This window comes from Phytopseudomonas straminea, assembly GCF_900112645.1.
GTDB lineage: Bacteria > Pseudomonadota > Gammaproteobacteria > Pseudomonadales > Pseudomonadaceae > Aquipseudomonas > Aquipseudomonas straminea.
Window position 1 is genome coordinate 786,258 of the sequence record NZ_FOMO01000001.1, and the last position, 23,245, is coordinate 809,502.

Consider the following 23,245-nt stretch of genomic DNA (forward strand, 5'->3'; position numbering starts at 1 on the left):
ACCTTTAATCCTCACGCTCCTGACGATACAACCTGAGGCCCCGCGCCTGGTAGTTGGCCAGTGCACTGGGATGGTCGAGGCTGCAGGTGTGCACCCACACCCGCCGGGTGCCCGGCCAGGCCCAGGCGGACTGCAATGCGTGGGTCAGCAGCGGGCCGCCGAAGCCCTGGCCGAAAAAGGCTTCTGCCAGGCCGAAATAGAGAATTTCCACCGCTCCCTCAGCGTCGCGCTGCAGCTCGTAGTAACCAGCGATCGCGCCCTGGTGATAAGCGACCCAGGTGCGGTGGTTGTCGCTTTCGATCGCCTCGCGCCACTGCGCGTCCGACCAGGCCAGCTTGTCGGTCCACTCCCAGGGCTCGCCGACCAGTTGATAGAGAAAACGGTTGAACTGGAACTGCTTGATGCGGCACTCGACCACCTGCAGGTCATCGGGCATGGGCTTGCCGCGTACCTGCTCGGCGCTGTGCATTTCCAGGTAATAGGTGATGTTGCCGCCGTGCTCGCTCATACCGTGATCCGTCGTGTTGAGAGGTCTGGGCCTCGTGGCGAATGGGGCAGGCTAATGAGCGCAGGTAGATTCGGCAATCCCCGCGTTCTCTGATTGGGCGAGGAGGAATTTACACATAGCGCTCGTCACCCCATGACGGCTACACATTTAGCGAAAATCCAGCTGGTAGCCGCGCTTTCTTCCATCCCGCCGCTTATTTACCCTCGGCAGCCCGATTGCAGCCCGCCGACACCACGATGACCGATCTCATCACACCGAACGTTCCAGAAACCTGGCGCCAGCAACTGGCTCAGGTCATGGACGGCAAGCCCGTGCAACGCCTGATCACCGTGCTGATCCTGATCAACGCCGCCATCCTCGGCATGCTCACCTCCAAAGAGATCGTCGCCGAATGGGGCTGGCTGCTGTTGCCTATGGATATGTTCATCCTGGCGGTGTTCGTGATCGAGCTGGCGCTGCGCTTCGCCGCCCGGGGCATTGGCCTGTTGCGCGATCCGTGGGCGGTGTTCGACTGCATCGTGGTGGGCATCGCCTTGGTGCCGGCCAGCGGGCCGTTCAGCGTGCTGCGCGCATTGCGCGTGTTGCGGGTGCTGCGTCTGGTGTCGATCAACCCGAGCATGCGCAAGGTGGTGCAGGCGCTGCTCGCCTCACTGCCCGGTATGGGCAGCATCATCATGCTGATGGGGCTGATCTTCTATGTCTCGGCGGTAATGGCCACGCAGCTGTTCGGTGAGCGCTTTCCCGAATGGTTCGGCTCGCTGACCGCCAGCCTGTATTCGCTGTTCCAGATGATGACCCTGGACAGCTGGTCGAGCGGCACGGTGCGACCGATCATGGAGGTGTACCCGCACGCTTGGCTGTTCTTCATCCCCTACGTGCTGATCGCCACGTTCATGATGCTTAACCTGTTTATCGCAGTGATCGTCAACGCTATGCAGGATGCCCAAGAGCCTGATCCTGAAGTCGCGGCGCGAATACGGCGCGAGGAGATGATTCTTGAGGAATTGAAGGCGTTGCGGGCAGAGTTGGGGGAGATGCGGAGGCAAATCAAGTAGGCAGTCTGTGGGAGCGGGCCATGCCCGCGATTTTTCGCGCGCATGGCGCGCTCCCACAAAAGCAAGCCAGTGGACGCTTCTGCAAATTCAGTCTCCCTTCATCTCACAACTCCAAAGCTCCACCACCGGCTGACTCGCCTTCGGCGGCCCGAGCCACTCGCTGAACGGCTTGCAGCCCTCGGCATCGCACAGCTGGTAGTCGCCCGCCTCGGGCGTACGGCCAAGGCGCAGCGGTTGCAGGGGCGGCACCTGGCGTTGGTAATGCCAGGCCCCCTCGCGCAACACGGCACCATCCGGGATCTCCATACCGGCGCCGCTACCACGTACCCGCGCCTCGCCGAGCAGCAGCCCGCCCGGCGTGACGCGGTAGTCCTCTTCCCAGCGGATCTTCTCGATCGTGTGATCCCAGGCCAGGGTGAAGGACGGCGCAGGCAGCGTCGCCCACACCGCTCCCGCCAGGCCCAGGCAAAGCCCGATCAAGCGGCCGCCATGGCCGGCTGGCGGCGAGCGCGCAGCACATGCAGGGCGATCACCACTGCAGCAACCAGGAAGCCGATTTCATCGGTGGTCACGCTGTACAGCCCGAGCAGGTCGTAGCTGAATACCGACGCCGGAATTACCAGCGAAGCTCCGGCGGCGAACACCAACAGCCGCTCCCACGCACGCATCGGCGCCGAGAAATAGCCGACCACTGCCATGCCCCACAAACCGACGGCAAACACCGATTTGATCAACATGTAGAGGATCGCCCCCCAGTCGTCGCCCTGCATCAGCAGCGCCGGGTCATACACCGCCATGAACGGCACCACGAAGCCGCACGCGGCGATGCGCACCGACCACAGGCTGATCCGCAGGCCGTTCTCCTTGGCGATCGAACCAGCGGCGAAACAGGCCAGCGCCACCGGCGGCGTCAGATCAGCCATCAGGCCGAAGTAGAAGACGAACATGTGCGACACGATCAGCGGCACGCCCAGCTCCAGCAGCGCCGGCGCGGCGATGGCGCTGGTGATGATGTAGTTGGGAATGGTCGGAATACCCATGCCGAGAACCAGGCAGGTGAGCATGGTCAGCACCAGCGACAGGAACAGATTGTCCTTGCCGATGGCCATGATGTAGCCGGCGAAGGTGGTGGCGATGCCGGTCAGCGACACCACACCGATGATCACGCCGACCAGGATGCACGCCACCGCAACCGGAATCGCATGACGCGCCCCTTCGGCCAGCGCCCACACGCAGGCACGCAGGGTTTCCCGCCCGCCCTTGACGTAGAAGCAGCCGGCGACCAGCGCGGCGATCACGCCGAACACCACGCCGATGCCGAACTTGAGGAAGCCGGAGCTGACCAGCCCCAGGGCGATCCAGAAGGCGATCTTCAGCCACAGGTTGCTGGCGCGCATGACGATCGCCGTGCCGAGGATCACGATGGCGGTCAGGGCCAGGCCCACGGTGCCGGAGAACATCGGGGTGAAACCGGCGAACAGCAGATAGACCAATACACCCAGCGGAATCAGCAGGTACCAGCGCTGCTTGATGGCGGCGAACGGATCCGGGCACTCCTCTTTCGGCAGGCCGGTCAGCTTCAGGCGCTGGGCCTCCAGGTGCACGGTCCAGAAGATCGAGCCGAACCACAGCAGAGCAGGGATCAACGCCGCCTTGGCGATCTCCACGTAGGGCACATTGATGGTCTCGGCCATGATGAACGCCACGGCGCCCATGATCGGCGGCATGATCTGGCTACCCATGCTGGCCGAAGCTTCGACCGCTGCGGCGAAGGTGCCCTTGTAACCGAAGCGTTTCATCAGTGGGATGGTGAACTGGCCGGTGGTGACCACGTTGGCGACACCCGAACCGGTGATGGTGCCCATCAGCGCCGAGGTCACCACCGAGACCTTGGCCGGGCCGCCGGTCTTGTGGCCGAACATGCCCATGGCGAAATCGGTGAACAGGCGGATCATCCCTGCCTGCTCGAGAAACGCACCAAACAGGATGAACAGGAAAATGTAGGTACCCGACACATAGGTCGGCGTGCCGTAGAACCCTTCGGTGCCGAACGACAACTGGTTGATGATCTGGTCGAAATCATAACCACGGTGCGCCAGATCGCCCGGCAGGTGTTCGCCGAACAGGCCGTAGGCCAGGAAGCAACCGCAGATGAGCGGCAGGGCCAGGCCCATGACCCGCCGCGCCGCCTCGAACACCAGCACCAGCAAGGTCACCCCGACCACCATGTCAGAGGGGGTGAGATCACCCGAACGCTGGACCAGGTCTGCCTCGAAGTACCACTGGTAAAGCGCCGTGCCCAATCCCGCCAGGCCCAGCACCCAGGCCAGCGGCGTCCATGGCCGACCCCGGCCACGCATCGGGAAGCACAGGTACACCATCAGCAACACGAAGCCGACGTGACCGGCGCGCAGCACCTGGCTGGAGAACGGATGGAAGGCGGCCCCGATGATCTGGTAGACCGAAAACAGGATCGCGACGTAGAACACGGCCTTGGGCCACTGACTGGGGTTGCCGGTCAGACCTGGATGATCGCTCATGGATAGATTCTCGATGCAGCTGCAATAACGGCAGGCCGCTGCCTACTGGCAGGGCCAAGCGCCGACCCGAAAAGCGAGCGGGCAGCGTGTACGGCTGCCCGCGCTGCCCTGCGTGTTACTTGAGTACGCCGGCTTCTTTGTAGAAGCGCTCGGCGCCCGGGTGCAGCGGGATTGGCAGGCCCTCGGTGGCGTGCTCCAGCTTGATGTCGTTGGCCGCGGAGTGGGCGGTACGCAGACGGGGCAGGTTGTCGAACAGCAGCTTGGTCATCTGATAAGCCACCTCATCGGAGACCTTCTCGTGGCTGACCAGCAGGTTGACGATGGCCGCGGTTGGTACATCCTGATCCTGACCGTCGTAGGTGCCGGCCGGGATGACCTTGGCCTGGTAAGCCTGGCTGTCGATCTTCGCCACCACGTCCTCAGGAATGGCGACGAAGGTGATCGGCACCATCGACGCCAGGTCGCGAATGGCCGCCATGCCCAGGCCGGAGGACTGCAGGGTGGCGTCCAGCTGGCGGTTCTTGATCAGCTCGACCGACTCGGCGTACGGCATGAACTCGACGCGGCCCATGTCCTTGTAGCTCAGGCCGGCGGCCTTGAAGATGGCCCGGGCATTGAGCTCGGTGCCCGACTTCGGCGCACCCACGGAGATGCGCTTGCCCTTGAGGTCTTCCAGGGTCTTGATGCCAGATTCCTTGCTGGCGACGATCTGGATGTAGTTCGGGTAGGTGGCGGCAATCGCGCGGATGCGAGTCAGCGGCGCCTTGAAGCCGGCATCTTCGACACCCTTCCAGGCATCTTCCACCGAGTCGCCCAGGGCGAAGGCAATCTCGCCACGGCCGGACTGCAGCAGGTTGAGGTTTTCCACCGAGGCCTTGGTGGCCTGTACCGAGGTTTTAGCGCCCTCAATGCCGCTGCCATACAGCTGCGACATGGCCACGCCAATCGGGTAATACACCCCACTGGTGCCGCCGGTAAGCACGTTGATGAAAGTTGGGGCAGCAAGTACCGCGGTGCTGGCAGTGAAGGCCGCGGCAGCCGCGAACAGAGTGACGCGCTTGGTCAATCGCATGGTGTGTCTCCGTGATTATTCTTGTCAGAGAGCCGGTTTGAAAATGTCCGGTTAACAACAGCCATAGCAGGCGCCGTGCCAGCGATGAAAAACCGCGAACCAGAGCGGTTTCTGGAAGATCACTAGAGAGAAAGCAGCGAAAGGTCGCCTATAGGCCAGGTGGCAATCGGCAGGATTCCGCTTATGTGAGCCGCCCAGAGGTGATTTGCAGGCGCACTACCAGAGAATAACTGTGGGAGCGCCATGCGCGCGAAAAATCGCGGGCATGGACTAGGCGTCCCCACCCGCTCCCACATCAGATTGGGGATAGCACCTCTTACGACGCCTCTTCCGCTGACGAAGCAAACCCTAGGGTGGGCTTCAGCCCACCAGCGATTCCGACCGCCCTCAGAGCCGCGGCTCAATCCTCGTCACTGCTCCCCGCCGGCCGGTAGGCACTGCGCTGCAAGCCATGACGCTGCATCTTTTCGTTGAGGGTGCGGCGTGGCAACTGCAGCAGCTCCATCGCCTGCAGAATGCTACCGCGGCAGCGCAGCAGCGCGTTGTGCAGGCATTGCGCCTCGAAGGCTTCCATCTGCCCGGCCAGGGACTGGTTGCCTTCCTGCACATCGTTATCGCCAAGCCCCAGGGCATGGCGTTCGGCGGCGTTGATCAGCTCGCGCACATTGCCCGGCCATTCGTGGCCGAGCAGTGCCGCCAGTTCGGCAGGTGTCAGCGGCTCAAGGGTGCGGCTGTGGCGATGGGCGGCTTCTTCGGCAAAGTGTTCGAACAGCAGCGAAATATCCTCGCGCCGCTCGCGCAGTGCCGGTATCTGCAGCGTGGCGACATTCAGCCGGTAGAACAGATCCTCACGGAAACGCCCGGCCTTGACCTCATCGAGCAGGTCCGGCTTCACCGCGCTGATCACCCGCAGGTCGACCTGAATGCTGCGGTTGGAGCCCAGCCGTTCCAGGGTCTTTTCCTGCAGCACGCGCAGCAGTTTGACCTGTTGCGCCAGCGGCAGACTTTCCACCTCATCGAGAAACAGCGTGCCGCCATGGGCGTGTTCGATACGACCGACGCGCTTGTTCTGGGCGCCGGTGAAAGCGCCGCTCTCATGGCCGAACAGCTCACTCTCGAACAGGTGCTCGGGAATCGCCGCGCAGTTGAGCGCCACGAACGGCTTGTCGGCGCGCTCGCTGAAATCGTGCAGGCAACGCGCCACGCGCTCCTTGCCCGAACCGGTCTCACCGCGGATCAGCACGTTCACCGAAGTGCCGGCCAGATCGAGAATCTGCCGACGCAGCCGCTCCATGGGTCGCGACACGCCGAGCAGTTGCGCGGCGATGCCATCCTTGAGGGCGAACTGCTGACGCAGTGCACGGTTCTCGCAGATCAGCCTGCGTTTTTCCAGGGCGCGGCGCACGGTGTCGAGCAGGCGGTCCGGGGTGAAGGGTTTCTCGATGAAGTCATAGGCACCCTGCTTGAGCGCCTGCACAGCCATCGGCACATCGCCGTGGCCGGTGATCATGATCACCGGCAGATCGCGGTCGAGTTCGACTACCCGCTCCAGCAGTTGCAGGCCATCGGTGCCGGGCATGCGCACATCACTGATCAGCACGCCGGGAAAGTCGGCGTCGAGCAGCGCCAGCGCCTGGGTTGCCGTGGCGCAGGTCTGCACGCTGAAGCCGGACAGCTCCAGCCACTGCTGCGCCGCCTCGCGAATCGCTGCTTCGTCGTCGACGACGATTACCTGACCTGCCATGAAACCTCCTTTTTCTTATTCGAGGGCGCAGTGTATCCCTGCAGCGCAAGCGCAACGCCCAACGGGTGTTACACGAAATGCCAGGCTCACCCGGCGCACGGCAGGCGCAGGATGAAGATCGCGCCATCCGGACCATTGCGCGCTTCCAGGCTCCCGCCCAGATCGCGCACGATGCCGTAGGAAATCGCCAACCCCAACCCCAGCCCTTCGCCCACCGGTTTGGTGGTGAAGAACGGCTCGAAAACGCTACTCAGATGTTCCTCGGCAATGCCGCCACCGGTGTCGCTGACCTGCAGCACGCAGCCGTCACCCTGTAGCTCGATCAAAACGCCGAGGGTTCGCTGCGGGCTGTCGACCATGGCGTCCAGCGCGTTATTGAGCAGATTGAGCACCACCTGTTCGAGGCGGATCGCATCGCCGGAGACCCGCGCCTCGCTAAGCACGTCGCGGCGCAGCTCGACCTGCTCGCTGCGCAGCCGAGGCGCCAGCAGCAACAGCGCCTGCTCCAGTACATCGCTGAGCAAAAGGCGTTCGTTGAGCCCGGCCGGGCTCTTGCGGGCAAAAGTTTTCAGGTGCCCGGTGAGAATGGCCATACGCTGCAGCAGGCCGTCGATACGCGTCAGACCGGCGCGCACGTCGGCTTCGCGGCCGTTGTCGAGCAGCAGACCGAGGCTGCCCAGATGGATCTGGATGGCGGTCAGCGGCTGGTTGATCTCGTGGGCCATGGCCGCCGACATCTGCCCCAGCGCCGCCATTTTCGCCGCATGTACCAGACCCTCCTGGGCTTCGCGCAGCTCGGCGGTGCGCAGGGTCACCTCGCGCTCGAGGTTCTCGCGGATGCTCGCCTGCAAGCGCTGGTTCTTGTGGCGTTGAACCAGAAACAGCACCAGGAACACCAGGGTCAGCCACACGCCAGCAGCGGCCAGGCGATAGCTGCGCGCGGTGTCACCGAGGCTGCTTTCCTCAATCAGCAGGTGCAGCGTCCAGGCCTCGCTAGCCAGCTCCTGGCGCTGCCACAGGTAGGTCTGCCGACCATCGGGGCCGTCGATGTTCATCCAGTCGGCATTGCCTTCAAAGTATGGGCCGGGCTCGCTGGATAGCACTTCCAGCGGGCGCTCGGCGTACTTGCGCACCTCTACCAGCTCGGCGTGATCCAGCTCGTCGAGTTCCTCCAGCGCCAGGAAACGCCAGGCCGGCCGGCTGCTGAGAATCACCACGCCGTAGCTGTCGGCGACCAGCAGCACACCGGGCTGGCCGACCCATTCGCGCTGCAGTTCTTCGAGCTCGAGCTTGACCACCAGCACGCCGATCACCGCGCCGTTGTCGTCGTACACCGCATGGGAGAGGAAGTAGCCGGGCACACCGGTGGTCACCCCGACCGCGAAATAGCGGCCGGCGGTGCGATGCAGGGCGTCCTGGAAATAGGGGCGAAAGCCGTAGTTGCTGCCGACGAAACTGCTCCACTCGTTCCAATTGCTGGCCGCCAGGGTATGGCCATTGCGGTCGATCAGGTAGAGCACGCTGGCGCCAGCGGCGGTGTTGAGCATTTCGAAACGGCGATTGAGCTTGTCACGCAACGTGGGGTCGTTAGGCGCTTGCAGCAGCGCCTGAATGTCGCTGTCCATCGACAGCAGCTGCGGCACCGAACGGAAGCGGTCGACCAGGGTCTGGATCGATTGCGCGTAGAGCTGCAGCTGGCCGTGGGCTTCGTTGCTGCGATCTTCCCAGGCGCGCTGCTCGGCGTAGCGGCTGGCCAGCCACAGGCTGACGGCCAGCCCGAAGATGACCAACAGCACGATGGCGACGGTGCGATAACGCAGAAACAGGGCGGTCATGCATGACTCGAATTCTTATGGTGCCGGCATGTTAGCCCGAAACATGCACGCGCCGGGAAGATGCCGCCGGCGCGAGCCTGGGCTAGGGTCGCGCCATCATCAACTCGGGCACCGCGCGGCCAGCGACCAGTTGCTCGTCAACCAGGCGCACCACGTCCGCCTCGCTGCGCACCTGATACCAATGGCCCTGTGGATAAACCGTCAGGGTCGGGCCCTGATCACAGGGGAACTGGCACTGGGTGCGGGTGATGTGCACACCGCCTTCGCACTCCAGCTTGCCGGCGGCCTTGACCTGCTCGCGCAGCTTTTTCCACAGCGGCAACGCGCCGCGCCGGGTGCAGCGCGGGCCGTTGCAGAGCAGCACGCGGTACTGGTGGGCGGGAATTTTCGACCAAGCGTGGCTGCCCGGCAGTTCCGGTACGTCGACGCAGCCGAGGTGCAATTCCGTCCGTTCGATCAGCGCGCAGGCAACGCCAGCCGCGTCGGCATCGAGCTGGCCGAACAGGCTGGTGACGAAGATGCGCTGTGCATCGGTCTTGGCCGCCAGCTCAGTGCGCAGCCAGTCGACATGCTGGCTGCTGCTCTGTGGCTCCAGGTCGATCACCAGGCAGGTGCCGCTGCCCTCGCCCACGCGATGCCAGAGGCCGTCGTAGCCCGCGCCGGTGTCGACGATATCGGCCAGCGCCGTCTCGCCCCGCAGCTCGACCAGCCGAGCACGAAACAGCTCGGCGAAGGAACCGGCGAGCAGATCGGGGCCGGCGAACAATACCTGGGCATAAGGCGTGACAGTCATGGTCGGGCTCCGCAAAAAGTGCGGCAGTTTAACAGCGCTGGCGCGGGCAGGTTTCGTAGCCTGGGTCGAGCGAAGCGATACCCGGGTTGGCCTTTGGATTGGTGCACGCGTCGAGAACGCTCCCCGGGTTTCGCTGCGCTCTACCGCGGGCTACAGGTTGGTTACCTGCAGTTCTTGCCACAGGGCCTCAGGCTCGGCGAACTCACGGTCCACCGCCGGCAACGCCGGTCGCTGCAACACCAGCACCGGCACGCCACGTTCGCGGGCGACCTGCAGCTTGTGCTCGGTGGCCGCGCTGCCGCTGTTCTTGCTGACCAGCACATCGCAGTTCAGCCGCGCGAACAGCGCGCGCTCGTCTTCCAGGCTGAACGGCCCGCGGGCACCGATCACCTCGGCCCGCTCGCCCGCCGGCTGGCCTTGCAGGCAACGTATCGTCCAGTGCTGATGGGCGGGAATCTCGTGCAGATGCTCCAGCGGCTCGCGCCCCAGGGTGAACAGTGGCCGCCTGAATGGCGCCAGGGCGGCGATCAGCGAGGGCCAGTCGAACACCTCGCGCCAGTCATCACCCGGCGATGCCGTCCAGCCCGCACGCCGCAGCGCCCAGCAGGGCACGCCGGCCTGCAGGGCAGCGCGTGCCGCGTTATGGCTGATCTGCGCGGCATAGGGATGCGTGGCGTCGACCAGCAGCGTGATGCTTTCCCTGTGGATAAACTCGGCCAGCCCCTCGGCACCGCCGAAGCCGCCGACGCGCACCTGGCAGGCCAGATCCTCGGGCACCTTGCCCAACCCGGCGAGGCTGTAGACATGCTCAGGCCCGAGACGGCGGGCGAGATTCAGCGCTTCACCGATCCCGCCAAGCAAGAGGATGCGGCTCATCTCGGCTTGCTGACGTCGAGCAGGGTGATCGGCAAAGCGCCGCGCCAGGTGTCGAAGCCGCCCAACGGCTTGGCCTGCGCCACCTCGATGCGGGTCAGCTCGCCGCCGTGTTCGCCGCGAAAGGCGATCAGCGCTGCCTCGCTCTGCAAGGTCACGGCATTGGCCACCAGCCTGCCGCCGGGTTTGAGTGCCTGCCAGCAGTGCTGCAGCACACCGGGCACGGTCACGCCGCCGCCGATGAAGACCGCATCCGGCGCGGCCAACCCGCCCAGCGCCTCGGGCGCCCGCCCGGCCACCAGTTGCAGGCTGGGCACGCCAAGGGCGTCACGGTTGTGGGCGATATGTGCCTGGCGCCCTTCATCCGCCTCGATGGCGATGGCGCGGCAGCTGGGGTGGGCGCGCAGCCATTCGATGCCGATGGAACCGCAGCCGGCACCGACATCCCAGAGCAGCTCACCCGGTGACGGCGCCAGCCGCGACAGGGTAATGGCCCGTACATCACGCTTGGTCAGTTGGCCGTCGTGACGATAGGCGTCATCAGGCAGACCGGGGGTCAGCGGCAGGCAGCGGGCGCCCTCACCGAGCAGGCAATCGATGGCCACCAGATTGAGATCCGCGGCGCGCTCGAGGGACCAGCCTTCGGCCACCCCGTCGATACGCCGTTCGTGCTCGCCGCCCACGTGCTCGAACACGCTTAGCCGGCTAGCGCCGAAACCCCGCTCACGCAGCAACTCGGCGATAGCGGCCGGGCTGTCGCCATCGTTGCTCAGCACCAGCAGGCGCACGCCGGGGTGGATCTGCGCCTGCAACGCCGCCAACGGGCGGGCGACCAGCGATACGACGGCGGTGCTCTGCAGCGGCCAGCCCAGACGGGCCGCGGCCAGGGACATCGACGATGGCGCTGGCAGGATACGCAGCTCGTCCGGCGCCAGCTCGCGGGCCAGGCTGGCGCCGACGCCGAAGAACATCGGGTCACCGCTGGCCAGCACGCAGACCGGCGTGCCGCGGCGCTCGAGCACTGGCGTCAGGGAAAACGGCTTCGGCCAGGGCAACCGTACAGCGCGGATGCAATGGGGCAGAAGCGCCAGCTGGCGCTCGCTGCCGACCACCAGCTCGGCCGCCAGCAATGCATGCCGCGCCGTCTTGCCGAGGCCGGCGTAGCCATCTTCACCAATGCCCACGACGGTCAGCCAGGGTGTCATTTCTCAGTCCTCATCATTGGCAGCCAGCAGTGGATTGGTGAAGTGGCCATTCGCACGATCTGTAGCAATGGCCTTCTCTACAGCGACTGCCATCATCACATCTCAGCCACGCCACTTCGCGATCCGACGACGCGGCTTTTCATCCCGGCGAGCAAAGCGGGCATAATAGCGCCTCTGTCGGTGCCCAGCGGCTACATGTGAGCCAATGCGGCCTAAGAGGGAACACGAGCAGATCGTTCTGCAGCGTGGCTGCCCCCGCAACTGTTGCAGCGAGCGCCTTGCCAATCGCCACTGGGAAACCGGGAAGGCCGGCCAGGTGCCATGACCTGCGAGCCAGGAGACCTGCCGACCGATTCAGTCGCATGAGCCCACACCGGGCGGGGTGTCCCGGTGAGAGAAACGAAACCTTCTCTGGCCTATCCTCGAACGGATGCCCATGTGACCCGACATTGGTGATCCGTTGAAACAGCCTGCTCGCACATCATCCCCACCTGTTCGCCCCTCGGCCTGCCCGGGGTTGCTGCGTATCGTGCAGGCGAAGGATGGTGGCATCTGTCGCATCAAGCTGCCCTGCGGCCGCCTCGCAGCCGAGCAGGCCGAACGCATTGCCCATGCCTCGCAGCAGCATGCCGGCGGGGTGATCGAGGCAACCAACCGCGGCAATCTGCAGATTCGTGGCATCCACGCAGGACGTGAGGACGCGCTGATCGGCGAGCTGCTGGACGCCGGCCTGGGCCCCAGCACGCCCGGCGCCGATGACGTGCGCAATCTGATGGTCAGCCCAGCCGCTGGACTCGATCCGCAGGCTCTTGTGGATATCTCACCACTGGCCACGGAGCTGCTGGCGACGCTGGAGAACACGCCGCGCCTCCATGCCCTGTCCCCGAAGTTCGCCCTGCTGCTGGACGGCGGCGAACGCCTGGCGATGCTCGAACACCCCCACGATATCTGGCTCAGCGCCCTGCCCCTCGATGACGGGATCGGCTATGCCTTCGGCCTGGCTGGCTGCCCGCCCGTTTCGGCAGATGATGCGCCCGCATTGGCTATCGTGCCGCAAGCCGAAGCTCATACGCTGATCATCATCCTGCTCGACCTGTTTCTCGAGCTGGCCGCCCCCGAGCAGACGCGCATGCGCCATCTGCTGGAAACCCATGCGCCTGCCGAGCTGCTACAGCGTCTTCAAGCTCGGTTGGGCAATGCGCTGCTGCCGATGAACGATTGGCGCCGGATACCGGCGCACGCCAATGCCCATCTCGGCATCCATGAACAGCACCAGCCGGGTCTCGTACATATCGGCGCCAGCCCTGCCCTTGGCCGACTGGCGGCCGAACAGCTGCTCAGCCTGACAGCACTCGCCCGCCGCTACGGCGACGGCAGCCTGCGCCTGACGCCCTGGCAGAGCGTGCTGTTGCCCAATATTCCCGAAGCCGCTGCCGATGCAGTTATCCACAGCCTGCATGCGCTGGGCCTGCTGACCGATGCCAGCGCGCCGCTGACTCGCATCATCGCCTGCACCGGCGCCAGCGGCTGCGCCAAGGGGTTGGCCGACACCAAGGCCGATGCCCTGCGTCTGGCCGAACGGCTGCCCGCAGGCAGCGAGCAGCCAGGCATTCACCTCTCGGGCTGCAGCCGCTCCTGCGCTGCCGCCCATCGCGCGCCCTTTACGTTGCTGGCCGTGGCCGAAGGTCGCTACGACCTGTTCGCCCGCCAGCCCCTCGGCAGCGGCTTCGGCCAGTTGCTGGGCCATCACCTGACACCTGACGAAGCCGCCGCCTTGCTCGCCTCGCTCACCGCTACCCGGAGTTTCACCCGATGACCGATTACATCCGCGATGGTCAGGAGATCTATCGCAACTCCTTCGCCATCATCCGTGCCGAGGCCGACCTGAGCGCCATTCCGGCGGATCTGGAGAAGCTAGCGGTGCGGGTCATCCACGCCTGCGGCATGGTCGACGTGGTGCAGGATCTGCGCTTCTCGCCGGGTGCCGGCAAAGCCGGGCGTGAGGCACTGGCCGGAGGCGCGGCGATTCTCTGCGATGCGCGCATGGTCGCCGAGGGCGTCACCCGTGCACGGCTGCAGGCCGCCAACCCGGTGATCTGCACCCTCAACGATACCGGCGTACCGGAGCTGGCCAAACAGCTCGGCAATACCCGCTCGGCGGTGGCCCTCGAGCACTGGCGCGAGCACCTGGAAGGCTCCGTGGTGGTGATCGGCAATGCGCCGACCGCGCTGTTCTACCTGCTCGACATGCTCGCCGCCGGCGCGCCCAAGCCGGCGCTGATCCTCGGCTTCCCGGTCGGCTTCGTCGGCGCCGCCGAATCCAAGGACCTGCTCGCCGCCACCTACGCCGAGCACGGCGTGCCCTACGTGATAGTCCAGGGCCGCCGCGGCGGCAGCGCCATGGCCGCCGCGGCGATCAACGCCCTGGCCACGGAGGTCGAGTGATGAACGGTATGGACCGCCCCGGCAAAGGCCGCCTGCTCGGCCTGGGCGTGGGCCCGGGCGACCCGGAACTGATCACCCTCAAGGCCCTGCGCCTGCTCAAGTCTGCGCCGGTGGTCGGCTATTTCGTGGCCAAGGCCAAGGCCAGCATCGGCCAGGGCGGCAACGCCTTCGGCATCATCGAGGCGCACCTGGACGACAGCCAGCAGCGCCTGCCGCTGGTCTACCCGGTGACCACCGAAAAACTCGAGCCGCCACTGACCTACGAAGGCGTGATCAGCGACTTCTACGACACCTGCGCGCTGCAAATCGCCGAGCATCTGGACGCCGGTCGTGACGTGGCGGTGATCTGCGAGGGCGATCCGTTCTTCTACGGCTCCTACATGTACCTGCACGACCGCCTGGCCGAGCGTTACGAGGCCGAGGTGATTCCGGGTGTGTGCTCGATGCTCGGCAGCGCCGCGGTGCTCGGTGTACCGCTGGTGTACCGCAACCAGAGCCTGTCGGTGCTCTCCGGCGTGCTGCCCGAGGACGAGCTGCGCGATCGCCTGCGTAGCGCCGAAGCCGCCGTGGTGATGAAGCTGGGACGCAACTTCGAGAAGGTGCGCCGCGTGCTGCAGGACCTCGGCCTGCATGACCGCGCCCATTACGTGGAGCGCGCGACCATGGCCAACCAGCGCATCGTGCCGCTCGATGAAGTCGAGCCGATGGCCTCGCCGTATTTTTCGATGATCGTGGTGCCGGGCGAGAAGTGGCGCGGTTAAGCCGCGCCCTCCCCTGCATATTGAATCTGGAATCCCCATGACCGCTTCCCCCGCCATCGTCATCCTCGGTTCCTCCGCGCTGGCCACCGCGCGGCGCATCCAGGCGCTTTATCCACAGGCGGTTATCCACGGCCTGAATGGGCGAGTCGAAGCCGATGCGCCCTATGACGACGTCGGCGACACCCTGCGCGGCCTGTATCGCAGTGGCACGCCGATCATCGCCCTGTGCGCCGCCGGTATCGTCATTCGCAGCCTGGCGCCGCTGCTCGCCAGCAAGGGCGCCGAGCCGCCGGTGCTGGCCGTGGCCGAAGACGGCAGCGCCGTGGTGCCGCTGCTGGGCGGCCTGGGTGGCGTCAACCGCATGGCGCGGGAGATCGCGGCAAGCCTGCAGGTCAGCGCGGCGATCACTACCAGCGGCGAACTGCGCTTCGGCACCTGCCTGCTCGACACGCCGAGCGGTTACGTCCTGGCGGATCTGGAACAGGGCAAGCGCTTCGTTTCCGACCTGCTCGGCGGGGAAAAGCTGCGCATCGACGGTGATGCACCCTGGCTGGATCAGAGCAAACTGCCGATGGCCGAGGATGCAGGGCGTACCCTGCATATCACCACAGAGCAGCGCACGGCTCAGGCGGATGAGCTGCTGATTCATCCACGCACGCTGCTCGCTCTGGTCGACAGTGCGGACAACCTTGCCGCGCGAATCGGCCAGGCGTTCGAACAATCAGGCCTTGCGCAGAAAGCCCTGGCCGCCCTGCTCGCACCAGCAGCCCTGATGGCCGATAAGGCGCTAGCTCAGGCCGCCAGTGAACTGGGCATGCCGCTGCGCTTTGTCACGCCGCATAGCGCACTGCCCGCGGCTATCGCGCAGCAAGACGGCCTGCAGCTGCTGAAGGCCGAATCGCCCGACGCCGCGCAAACCATCGGCCGGCCGCGTGGCCGCCTGAGCGTGATCGGCCTCGGCCCGGGCGCGGCGGAGCACATGACACCCGCCGTACGCCGCGCCCTGGATGAAGCCCAGGACCTGCTCGGTTACGAAACCTACGTGCGCATGGCCGAGCCGCTACGCGACGATCAGGTGCGCCATTGCAGTGACAATCGCGAAGAGCTGCAACGCGCCCGACACGCCTTCGAGCTGGCTGCCAGTGGCCGCCGCGTGGTGGTGATTTCCTCAGGCGACCCCGGCGTGTTCGCCATGGCGGCGGCGGTACTGGAAGCCCTCGAAGAGGCTGAAGCGCCCGCTGACTGGCACGCCGTTGAGCTGGAGGTGCTGCCCGGCGTCTCCGCCGCTCTGGCCACCGCTGCCAAGGCCGGGGCGCCGCTGGGCCACGATTTCTGCCTGATCTCCCTGTCGGATAACCTCAAACCCTGGACGGTGATCGAGAGCCGTCTCGACCACGCCGGCGCCGCCGACCTGGCCATGGCCTTCTACAACCCGATCTCCAAGGCGCGCCCCTGGCAGCTCGGTCGCGCCCTGGAAATCGTCCGCACCCATCGCAAGCCAGACACCGTGGTGGTACTGGGCCGCGATATCGGCCGCCCTGCCGAAGCACTGCGGGTGATCAGCCTTGGCGAGCTGTCGCCGGAGATGGTCGACATGCGTACCCTGGTGATCGTCGGCTCCAGCCAGACCCGGCGCTTGCCCCGTGGCGACGGCGGCGAGTGGGTGTACACGCCACGCAGTTACCCACAGCCGTAGCCTCAGGCCTTTACATCACCTTTACATCGCCCTGACAGCGCCTTGCACAGACCTCTGGATAATCGACGCTGCCCCGCTCCCTGCGGGGTCATCGTCTTCTCCGGAGCCCATGATGAACGCCCGACTCCCTCGCCTCGCGGTTGCTGCCCTGCTGCTCTCGCTTTCCGTCAATGCATTGGCCGGCCCCGGAGGTCCAGGCGGACCGGGTGGCGGCCCTGGCTGGCGCGGCGGCCCGGGACCAGGTTGGGGCGGCCCCGGCCCCCGGCATGGTCACGGCCTGCCGGACCATGCTCGCGAGCTGTGGATAGGCAGTGCGCTGTACTTCGTCGCGGCCGGCACCTACTACATGTGGAACGCCGACCGCCGCCAGTACATCGTGGTCGAGGCGCCGCCGGTGATCCGCGCGGCGCCTACCGCCAACTACGACGTGATCGCCTACCCGGCCCGTGGCCAGAACGCCGACCTGCAGGCGCGCGACCGCTACGAGTGCCACAGCTGGGCGGTCAGCCAGAGCGGCTTCGACCCGGCCACTGCGTACAGCGCGCCGCCGGTCAACGCCAGCGACACTTACCGGCGCGCCCTGGGCGCCTGCCTGAGCGGGCGCGGCTACAGCATCAATTGAGCAGTGCGTTGAGATCGTCGTAGAGCGCCTGGGGAATCTGCACGCCATCGGCGAGGCTGCCGGCGCGAGCATCGTAGCGGCGCTGCGATGGCAGTCGCGCGCCCTGCCCTTCGATACCATCGAACAGTGCCTCGGCCCGGGCCAGGTGCGCGTCGGCCGCAGCGCCGAGAAAGCGCTGCGGATCGAGGGCGATGATCAGCTCGCCATGGTAAGGCGACGACTTGCTGCCAGCGTCGTAGGCCAGCGACTCGGCACTGGTCAGGTCGCCGATCAGCGGCCCGGCGATCAGCTCCACCATAGCCGCCAGCGCCGAGCCCTTGTGGCCGCCGAAGGTCAGCATGGCGCCGTTCATCACCGCTTCGGCACTGGTGCTGGGCTGGCCGCTGGCATCGATGCCCCAGCCTTCGGGAATCGGCTTGCCGGCGCGGCGGTGCAGCTCGATGTCACCACGGGCGATGGCGCTGGTGGCGAAGTCGAAGATGAACGGGTGCTTGCCGGCACGCGGCCAGCCGAACGCGATGGGGTTGGTGCCGAAGATCGGCTTGCTGCCGCCCGCCGGCGCGACCCAGGCGTGACTGGGGTTGCAGGCCAGGGCGACGAGACCGAGCTCGGTGAGCTGTTCGATCTCCACCCACAGCGCGGAGAAATGCACGCAGCGGTTGATCGCCAAGGCGGCGATGCCATTGGTCCTGGCCTTGTCGGCCAGCACTGGCAGCCCGGCCTGGAAGGCCAGTTGCGAGAAGCCACCGCGGGCATCGACGCGCACGATCGACGGCGCCTGGTCGATCACCTCCGGCTCGGCATCGGCGACAACCTTGCCGGCCTTCAGCGAACTGACGCAGCCCAGCACCCGGTACAAGCCATGGGACGCACAGCCATCGCGCTCACCGGCCACCACGGTGGCGGTCACCGCCTGGGCCTGGGCCTCGCTGAAACCGGCATGGCGCAGGATGGACAGCGATAGCGTGCGGGCTTCGTCCAGGGTCAGTCGAATCATCGTGGGCTCCTTGGGCAGGTAGGCGGTCAGCGGCATATGCCGACCTTATACACTGGCGCCGCGGCCGCCCACTGGCTTGATCGCTTTGCCCCACGGCGTTGCCGATTTCGGCACAGGCGCGCGACCGGGATCAGCCGGCCGCCAGTTGCCGGCGCAACTCGGCGAGCACCGGGGCGCTGTCCGGGCGCACGCCGCGCCACAGGTGGAAGGCTTCCACGGCCTGCTCGACCAGCATGCCGAGGCCATCCAGGGTACGCGCGGCGCCCTGCTCCGCGGCCCAGCGATTGAACGCCGTGGGGCCGGCGCCGTACATCATGTCGTAGCAACAGGTATGGCCGGGCTGGATCAGGCTGGCGGAGATCGGCGGCAGCTCGCCGGCCAGGCTGGCCGAGGTGCCGTTGACGATCAGGTCCACCGGCGCGTCGATCCAGTCGAAGCCGCTGGCCACCACCGGGCCGAGATCGGCGAACTGGCGGGCCAGTTGCTCGGCCTTTTCCACCGTGCGGTTGGCGATCACCAGGGTTCGCGGCTGCTGCGCCAGGAAGGGTTCGAGAATGCCGCGCACCGCGCCACCGGCGCCGAGCAGCAGGATGCGCTTGCCGCGCAGCTCGATACCGGCGTTCACGGTCAGGTCGCGCACCAGGCCGGCGCCGTCGGTGTTGTCACCGAGCAGGCTGCCGTCGTCGAGCTTCTTCAGGGTATTGACCGCACCGGCGCGGCGGGCGCGCTCGGTCAGGCTGTCGGCCAAGGCAAATGCCTGCTCCTTGAACGGCACCGTGACGTTGCCGCCCAGGCCCTGAACGAAGAACGCGCGGGCATAGCCCTCGAAATTCTCCAGCGGCGCCAGCAGCGCCTCGTAGCTGAGCGGCTGGCCGGTCTGCTCGGCGAACAGCCGGTGGATCAGCGGCGACTTGCTGTGGCCGATGGGGTTGCCGAATACACCGTAGCGATCCATTGAAGTTTCCGCCGGTAAAAGCCAAAAGCGGCAAGCCTGCAGCTTTTAGCGGCGCGCTTCAAGCCTGCTGCAGGCCGAGCCAGTCGCGGTCGGTCAGGAAGTACTCGGTCAGGCGCGCTTCCTCGCTGCCCGGTTCCGGCTTCCAGTCATAGCCCCAACGCACCTGCGGCGGCAACGACATGAGGATCGACTCGGTGCGCCCGCCCGACTGCAGGCCGAACAGCGTGCCGCGGTCGAACACCAGGTTGAATTCCACGTAGCGGCCACGGCGATACTCCTGGAATTCGCGTTGCGCCGGCGTGTAGGGCGTGGCCTTGCGGCGTTGCACGATGGGCAGGTAAGCGTCGATATAGGCGTCGCCGATGGCGCGGATGAAGGCGAAGCAGGTGTCGAAACCCCATTCGTTCAGATCATCGAAGAACAGGCCTCCGATACCACGCGGCTCGCCGCGGTGCTTGAGGTGAAAGTAGCGGTCGCACCAGGCCTTGTAGCGCGGGTAGACGTCGGCACCGAACGGCGCACAGGCCTGCTCGGCAACACGGTGCCAGTGCACGCAGTCCTCTTCGTTGCCATAGTAAGGGGTCAGGTCGAAGCCGCCACCGAACCACCACACCGGCTCCTCGCCTTCCTTCTCGGCGCTGAAGAAGCGCACGTTGGCGTGGGACGTGGGCACGTACGGGCTGTGCGGGTGGATGACCAGCGATACCCCCAGGGCCTGGAAGCCGCGACCGGCCAACTCGGGGCGATGGGCGCTGGCCGACGGCGGCAGGTTGTCGCCGAACACGTGGGAGAAATTGACGCCGCCCTTTTCGATCACCGCGCCGTCGCCGATCACCCGCGTACGTCCGCCACCGCCACCCGGCCGTTGCCAGGCGTCTTCGACGAAGCTGGCCTGGCCATCCTCGTTTTGCAGGGCGGCGCAGATACGGTCTTGCAGGTCGAGCAGGTAGGCCTTCACGGCCTCGGCTTGATTACTCACGGGGGCACCTTGTGTGGCGAGCGACAGCTGAAATCGGCAGCTAGCATAGCACCGGCCATCCGCGCTCCGCAGTTGACGCCGGTCAACCAGAGGTGCGACGTTCAGCCGCTGAGCAAAATCGCTTCAACCCCGTGGGGAACTCGGGGTCTATTGCACTCACTCTTCAAGCAGGAGCAAGACGATGGCCAAACGCATCCAGTTCAGCCGCCACGGTGGCCCCGAGGTACTCGAATACGTCGACTACCAACCCGCCGCTCCCGGCCCGCACGAGGTGCGTGTGCACAACCAGGCCATCGGCCTCAACTTCATCGACACCTACTTCCGCAGCGGCCTGTACGCGCCGCCTTCGCTGCCCTCCAGCCTGGGCACCGAAGGCGCCGGCTTCGTCGACGCCATTGGCTCCGAGGTCAAGGGCCTGCAGGTCGGTGACCGCGTGGCCTACGCCACCGGCCCGCTGGGCGGCTACAGCGAGCTGCACGTGCTGCCGGCGGAAAAACTGGTCAAGCTGCCCGACGCCATCAGTTTCGAGCAGGCCGCCGCGGTGATGCTCAAGGGCCTGACCGTGCAGTACCTACTGCGCCAGACCGCCGACCTGAAGAGCGGCGACATTATCCTGTTCCATGCCGCCGCCGGTGGTGTCGGCTCCTTCGCCTGCCAGTGGGCCAAGGCCCTGGGCGTCAAGCTGATCGGCACCGTCAGCTCGGCAAAAAAGGCCGAGTACGCCAAGCAGAAAGGCGCCTGGGCGACCATCGACTACAGCCACGAGAACGTCGCCCAGCGCGTGCTGGAACTGACCGACGGCAAGAAATGCCCGGTGGTCTACGACGGCGTCGGAAAGGACACCTGGGAAACCTCGCTGGACTGCGTGGCACCGCGCGGCCTTATGGTCAGCTTCGGCAACGCCTCGGGCGCGGTCACCGGCGTCAACCTCGGCGTCCTGTCCCAAAAGGGCTCGCTGTACGTCACCCGCCCGACCCTGGCGGGCTACGCCAACACCCCGGAAAACCTGCAGAAAATGGCCGACGAGCTGTTCGGCATGATCGCCAAGGGCAAACTCGACGTGGAAATCACCGGTCGCTACCCACTCAGCGAAGCTGCCACCGCCCAGACCCTGCTCAGTGACCGCAAGACCACGGGGTCGACGATTCTGGTGCCGTAAGGATAGTGCCCACGCTCTGCGTGGGCACTCAGCCTGTGGCGCTCCGCGCCACGATTGACGGCTGCACAGCGCAATCAAAGGACGCAGAGCGTCTTGCCAGTGCGTTGCTACGCTGAGCGTGGGAACGATAAAAAACGGAATACTTGTGGGAGGGGCTTCAGCCCCGAGCTCTTTATTTGCCTTGATAAAGCTCCGGGCTGAAGCGGAGCGCCGCCCGGCCCCTCCTACGAGATCGCTGGATGTCCGCTTCTGCGTATCAAGCCGGTCGGCGCACGTCGCCGGTCACCAGATCACGTATCACGCTCGGATGACGCCGCCCGCCCAGTGCGCCACCCAGCACCGCATCCAGCTGCCGAGGAAAATACTGCTCGACCCGCAACCGTGAGCGCGCCGCCGGGCGGCCGGCGGGATTGGCCGAGGTCGACACCAACGGCCCCGTCAACGCACAAAGCTCACGCACCCGCGGATGATCACTGACCCGCAGCGCCACGCTGTCGTGCTCGCCGGTAATCCAGGGCGGTAGAAGATCCTGATGCGGCACCAGCCAGGTATTGGGCCCGGGCCAGGTGCTGGCCAGACGGTCCTGCCAGCGTTCGGGCAGGTCTTCGAGCAGGAAGTCGAACTGACGGATGGTGTCAGCGACCAGGATCAGGCCCTTGTGAACGGGCCGCTCCTTGAGAGCCAGCAAACGATCCACGGCCATCTCGTCCCATGGGTCGCATCCCAGCCCCCAAACCGCCTCGGTCGGGTAGGCGATCACGCCACCGGCGCGGACCACCCGCGCTGCCTGCTGAACCTGCCAACTGGTGACCATTCGCTGCCTCCGCCGAAGAACCATCGGCGCAGTGTATTACGGCTTGCGCCCTACCCATAGCCCGGCCTCGCAGGCGACTAGGCCGTCCAGCTCCAGCTCGGTCAGCGCCGCCAGCACCTCGGGTAGTGCCCAGCCGGCGGCGTGGGCCAGGGCTTCGCTGCTGTGGGGCGCGGCGTACAACAAGTCCAACAAAGGATGCACAGTAGCCGACGGCGTAGCGCCAGCCTGCTCGGCAGCCGATGTCTGCTGCCAACCGCGCAGCGCTTCGAGAATATGCTCGATGCTTTCCACCAGGGTGGCGCCTTCGCGGATCATCTGATGGCAGCCCTTGGCTCCCGGGTGATGGATGGAGCCGGGAATCGCGTACACCTCGCGGCCCTGCTCGGCAGCCAGGCGCGCGGTGATCAGCGAACCACTGGACGGGCTGGCTTCGACCACCAGCACGCCTAACGACAAACCCGAAATGATTCGATTACGCCGGGGAAAGTTTGCGGCCTGGGGCGGGCTATCCAGCGGCAGCTCGGAGACCAGCGCCCCGCCGCGCTCGATGATGTCCTGGGCCAGACGCTTGTGCCGTGCCGGGTACAGGCACTGCAACCCAGTACCGAGTACCGCCACGGTGTGCCCATCGGCATCCAGCGCGCCTTGATGGGCGGCCCCGTCGATACCGAGGGCCAACCCGCTGGTAATCACGAAGCCACCACGCGCCAGGCTGCGGGCAAAGCTGTGGGCGGTGTCCAACCCCGGTCTGGAGGCCCGGCGACTGCCGACCATGGCCAATTGCGGCTGCTCCAGAAGCATCGGGTCACCGGCCACAAACAGCAGCGGCGGCGCGTCGGGAATCTCGGCCAGCAAGGCGGGATAACGCGGCTCGTCCCACATCACCAGGTGCTGGCCGGGCACCTGCAACCAGTCCAGCGCCAGGCGTGCACGCTCACGGATTTCGGGGCTACGCCGCGCGTCGCTGCAGGCCAGCGGCAAGCCGAGCGAGCGCCAGGCGCTGGCCGGCGCGCTGAGGGCGGCCGAAGCGCTATCGAAAGCGCTGAGCAATTTACGGAAGCGTTTAGGCCCCAACTCCGGCAAGCAATGCAGGCGCAGACGGGCTTCGAGTTCGGCGGGGGAATGGGATATCGACATGGCGGATCATCCTTGATCGTGAGCCTTATCGAATAGCACAAGCCCCGCATGGGCG

At 66.1% G+C, this 23,245-nt stretch carries 21 protein-coding genes and 1 riboswitch; of the genes, 7 read left to right on the forward strand and 14 right to left on the reverse strand.

What is annotated here, in order from left to right:
• Positions 1–4: 4 nt before the first annotated feature.
• Complete coding sequence (locus tag BM279_RS03585; protein WP_093500989.1) at positions 5–508, reverse strand: GNAT family N-acetyltransferase; 504 nt, start codon at positions 506–508, stop codon at positions 5–7.
• 236 nt (positions 509–744) lie between these two features.
• Between BM279_RS03585 and BM279_RS03590 the strand changes: the two genes are divergently transcribed.
• Positions 745–1,563: an ion transporter gene (locus BM279_RS03590; RefSeq protein ID WP_093501242.1), complete on the forward strand. Its 819-nt coding sequence runs from the start codon at positions 745–747 to the stop codon at positions 1,561–1,563.
• An 87-nt stretch (positions 1,564–1,650) separates the two neighbouring features.
• Here BM279_RS03590 and BM279_RS03595 read toward each other — a convergent pair whose 3' ends face one another.
• From BM279_RS03595 to cbiE, 8 genes are all read right to left on the reverse strand, one after another.
• Positions 1,651–2,043, reverse strand: a complete 393-nt coding sequence (locus BM279_RS03595) for a DUF1850 domain-containing protein (protein WP_093500991.1) — start codon at positions 2,041–2,043, stop codon at positions 1,651–1,653.
• A complete protein-coding gene (locus BM279_RS03600; RefSeq protein WP_093500993.1) occupies positions 2,040–4,103 on the reverse strand; it encodes a TRAP transporter permease in 2,064 nt (687 codons plus the stop codon). Before BM279_RS03600 ends, BM279_RS03595 begins: the two co-directional genes overlap by 4 nt.
• A 115-nt stretch (positions 4,104–4,218) precedes the next feature.
• A complete protein-coding gene (locus BM279_RS03605) occupies positions 4,219–5,175 on the reverse strand; it encodes a TAXI family TRAP transporter solute-binding subunit (protein WP_093500995.1) in 957 nt (318 codons plus the stop codon).
• A 400-nt stretch (positions 5,176–5,575) separates the two neighbouring features.
• Complete coding sequence (locus BM279_RS03610; RefSeq protein WP_093500997.1) at positions 5,576–6,919, reverse strand: sigma-54-dependent transcriptional regulator; 1,344 nt, start codon at positions 6,917–6,919, stop codon at positions 5,576–5,578.
• An 86-nt stretch (positions 6,920–7,005) separates the two neighbouring features.
• The gene (locus BM279_RS03615) at positions 7,006–8,754 is read right to left on the reverse strand and encodes a sensor histidine kinase (protein WP_093500999.1); all 1,749 of its coding nucleotides are present in this window, start codon (positions 8,752–8,754) and stop codon (positions 7,006–7,008) included.
• Between the two features lie 82 nt (positions 8,755–8,836).
• Positions 8,837–9,547 carry a (2Fe-2S) ferredoxin domain-containing protein gene (locus BM279_RS03620; RefSeq protein WP_093501001.1) on the reverse strand — a complete coding sequence of 237 codons (711 nt, stop codon included), beginning with the start codon at positions 9,545–9,547 and terminating at the stop codon, positions 8,837–8,839.
• A gap of 150 nt (positions 9,548–9,697) precedes the next feature.
• Positions 9,698–10,423 (reverse strand): cobalt-precorrin-6A reductase, encoded by a 726-nt coding sequence (locus BM279_RS03625; RefSeq protein WP_093501003.1) that lies wholly within the window; start codon positions 10,421–10,423, stop codon positions 9,698–9,700.
• Positions 10,420–11,625, reverse strand: a complete 1,206-nt coding sequence (cbiE, locus tag BM279_RS03630; protein WP_093501005.1) for a precorrin-6y C5,15-methyltransferase (decarboxylating) subunit CbiE — start codon at positions 11,623–11,625, stop codon at positions 10,420–10,422. The genes BM279_RS03625 and cbiE overlap by 4 nt, the downstream gene beginning before the upstream one ends.
• Positions 11,626–11,786: 161 nt before the next feature.
• A riboswitch (cobalamin riboswitch) is annotated at positions 11,787–11,989 on the forward strand.
• Between the two features lie 96 nt (positions 11,990–12,085).
• Between cbiE and cobG the strand changes: the two genes are divergently transcribed.
• From cobG to BM279_RS03655, 5 genes are all read left to right on the forward strand, one after another.
• Positions 12,086–13,441 carry a precorrin-3B synthase gene (gene cobG, locus BM279_RS03635; RefSeq protein ID WP_093501008.1) on the forward strand — a complete coding sequence of 452 codons (1,356 nt, stop codon included), beginning with the start codon at positions 12,086–12,088 and terminating at the stop codon, positions 13,439–13,441.
• On the forward strand, positions 13,438–14,070 hold the full coding sequence (locus BM279_RS03640) for a precorrin-8X methylmutase (RefSeq protein WP_093501010.1): 633 nt from the start codon (positions 13,438–13,440) through the stop codon (positions 14,068–14,070). The genes cobG and BM279_RS03640 overlap by 4 nt, the downstream gene beginning before the upstream one ends.
• Positions 14,071–14,078: 8 nt before the next feature.
• Entirely contained in the window at positions 14,079–14,831 is a 753-nt protein-coding gene (locus tag BM279_RS03645; protein WP_093501244.1) for a precorrin-2 C(20)-methyltransferase, read from the forward strand.
• A gap of 37 nt (positions 14,832–14,868) precedes the next feature.
• Entirely contained in the window at positions 14,869–16,527 is a 1,659-nt protein-coding gene (cobJ, locus tag BM279_RS03650) for a precorrin-3B C(17)-methyltransferase (RefSeq protein WP_093501012.1), read from the forward strand.
• Positions 16,528–16,639: 112 nt separating this feature from the next.
• Positions 16,640–17,149 (forward strand): hypothetical protein, encoded by a 510-nt coding sequence (locus BM279_RS03655; RefSeq protein ID WP_093501014.1) that lies wholly within the window; start codon positions 16,640–16,642, stop codon positions 17,147–17,149.
• On the opposite strand, the gene BM279_RS03660 is transcribed toward BM279_RS03655, so the two are convergent.
• The 3 genes from BM279_RS03660 to hemF all read right to left on the reverse strand — a co-directional run bounded on the left by BM279_RS03660 (position 17,142) and on the right by hemF (position 20,080).
• On the reverse strand, positions 17,142–18,146 hold the full coding sequence (locus BM279_RS03660) for an Ldh family oxidoreductase (RefSeq protein WP_093501016.1): 1,005 nt from the start codon (positions 18,144–18,146) through the stop codon (positions 17,142–17,144). The two genes, BM279_RS03655 and BM279_RS03660, sit on opposite strands and share 8 nt — an antisense overlap.
• Before the next feature lie 130 nt (positions 18,147–18,276).
• A complete protein-coding gene (aroE, locus tag BM279_RS03665) occupies positions 18,277–19,101 on the reverse strand; it encodes a shikimate dehydrogenase (protein ID WP_093501018.1) in 825 nt (274 codons plus the stop codon).
• A 58-nt stretch (positions 19,102–19,159) separates the two neighbouring features.
• Positions 19,160–20,080 carry an oxygen-dependent coproporphyrinogen oxidase gene (gene hemF, locus BM279_RS03670; protein WP_093501020.1) on the reverse strand — a complete coding sequence of 307 codons (921 nt, stop codon included), beginning with the start codon at positions 20,078–20,080 and terminating at the stop codon, positions 19,160–19,162.
• A 181-nt stretch (positions 20,081–20,261) separates the two neighbouring features.
• Between hemF and BM279_RS03675 the strand changes: the two genes are divergently transcribed.
• Positions 20,262–21,239, forward strand: coding sequence for an NADPH:quinone reductase (locus BM279_RS03675; RefSeq protein WP_093501022.1), 978 nt, complete (start codon positions 20,262–20,264; stop codon positions 21,237–21,239).
• A gap of 256 nt (positions 21,240–21,495) precedes the next feature.
• Here BM279_RS03675 and tsaC read toward each other — a convergent pair whose 3' ends face one another.
• Both tsaC and dprA read right to left on the reverse strand, forming a co-directional pair.
• Positions 21,496–22,053 carry an L-threonylcarbamoyladenylate synthase type 1 TsaC gene (tsaC, locus tag BM279_RS03680; protein ID WP_093501024.1) on the reverse strand — a complete coding sequence of 186 codons (558 nt, stop codon included), beginning with the start codon at positions 22,051–22,053 and terminating at the stop codon, positions 21,496–21,498.
• A gap of 36 nt (positions 22,054–22,089) precedes the next feature.
• Positions 22,090–23,190, reverse strand: a complete 1,101-nt coding sequence (gene dprA / locus BM279_RS03685; protein ID WP_093501026.1) for a DNA-processing protein DprA — start codon at positions 23,188–23,190, stop codon at positions 22,090–22,092.
• Positions 23,191–23,245: the final 55 nt, after the last annotated feature.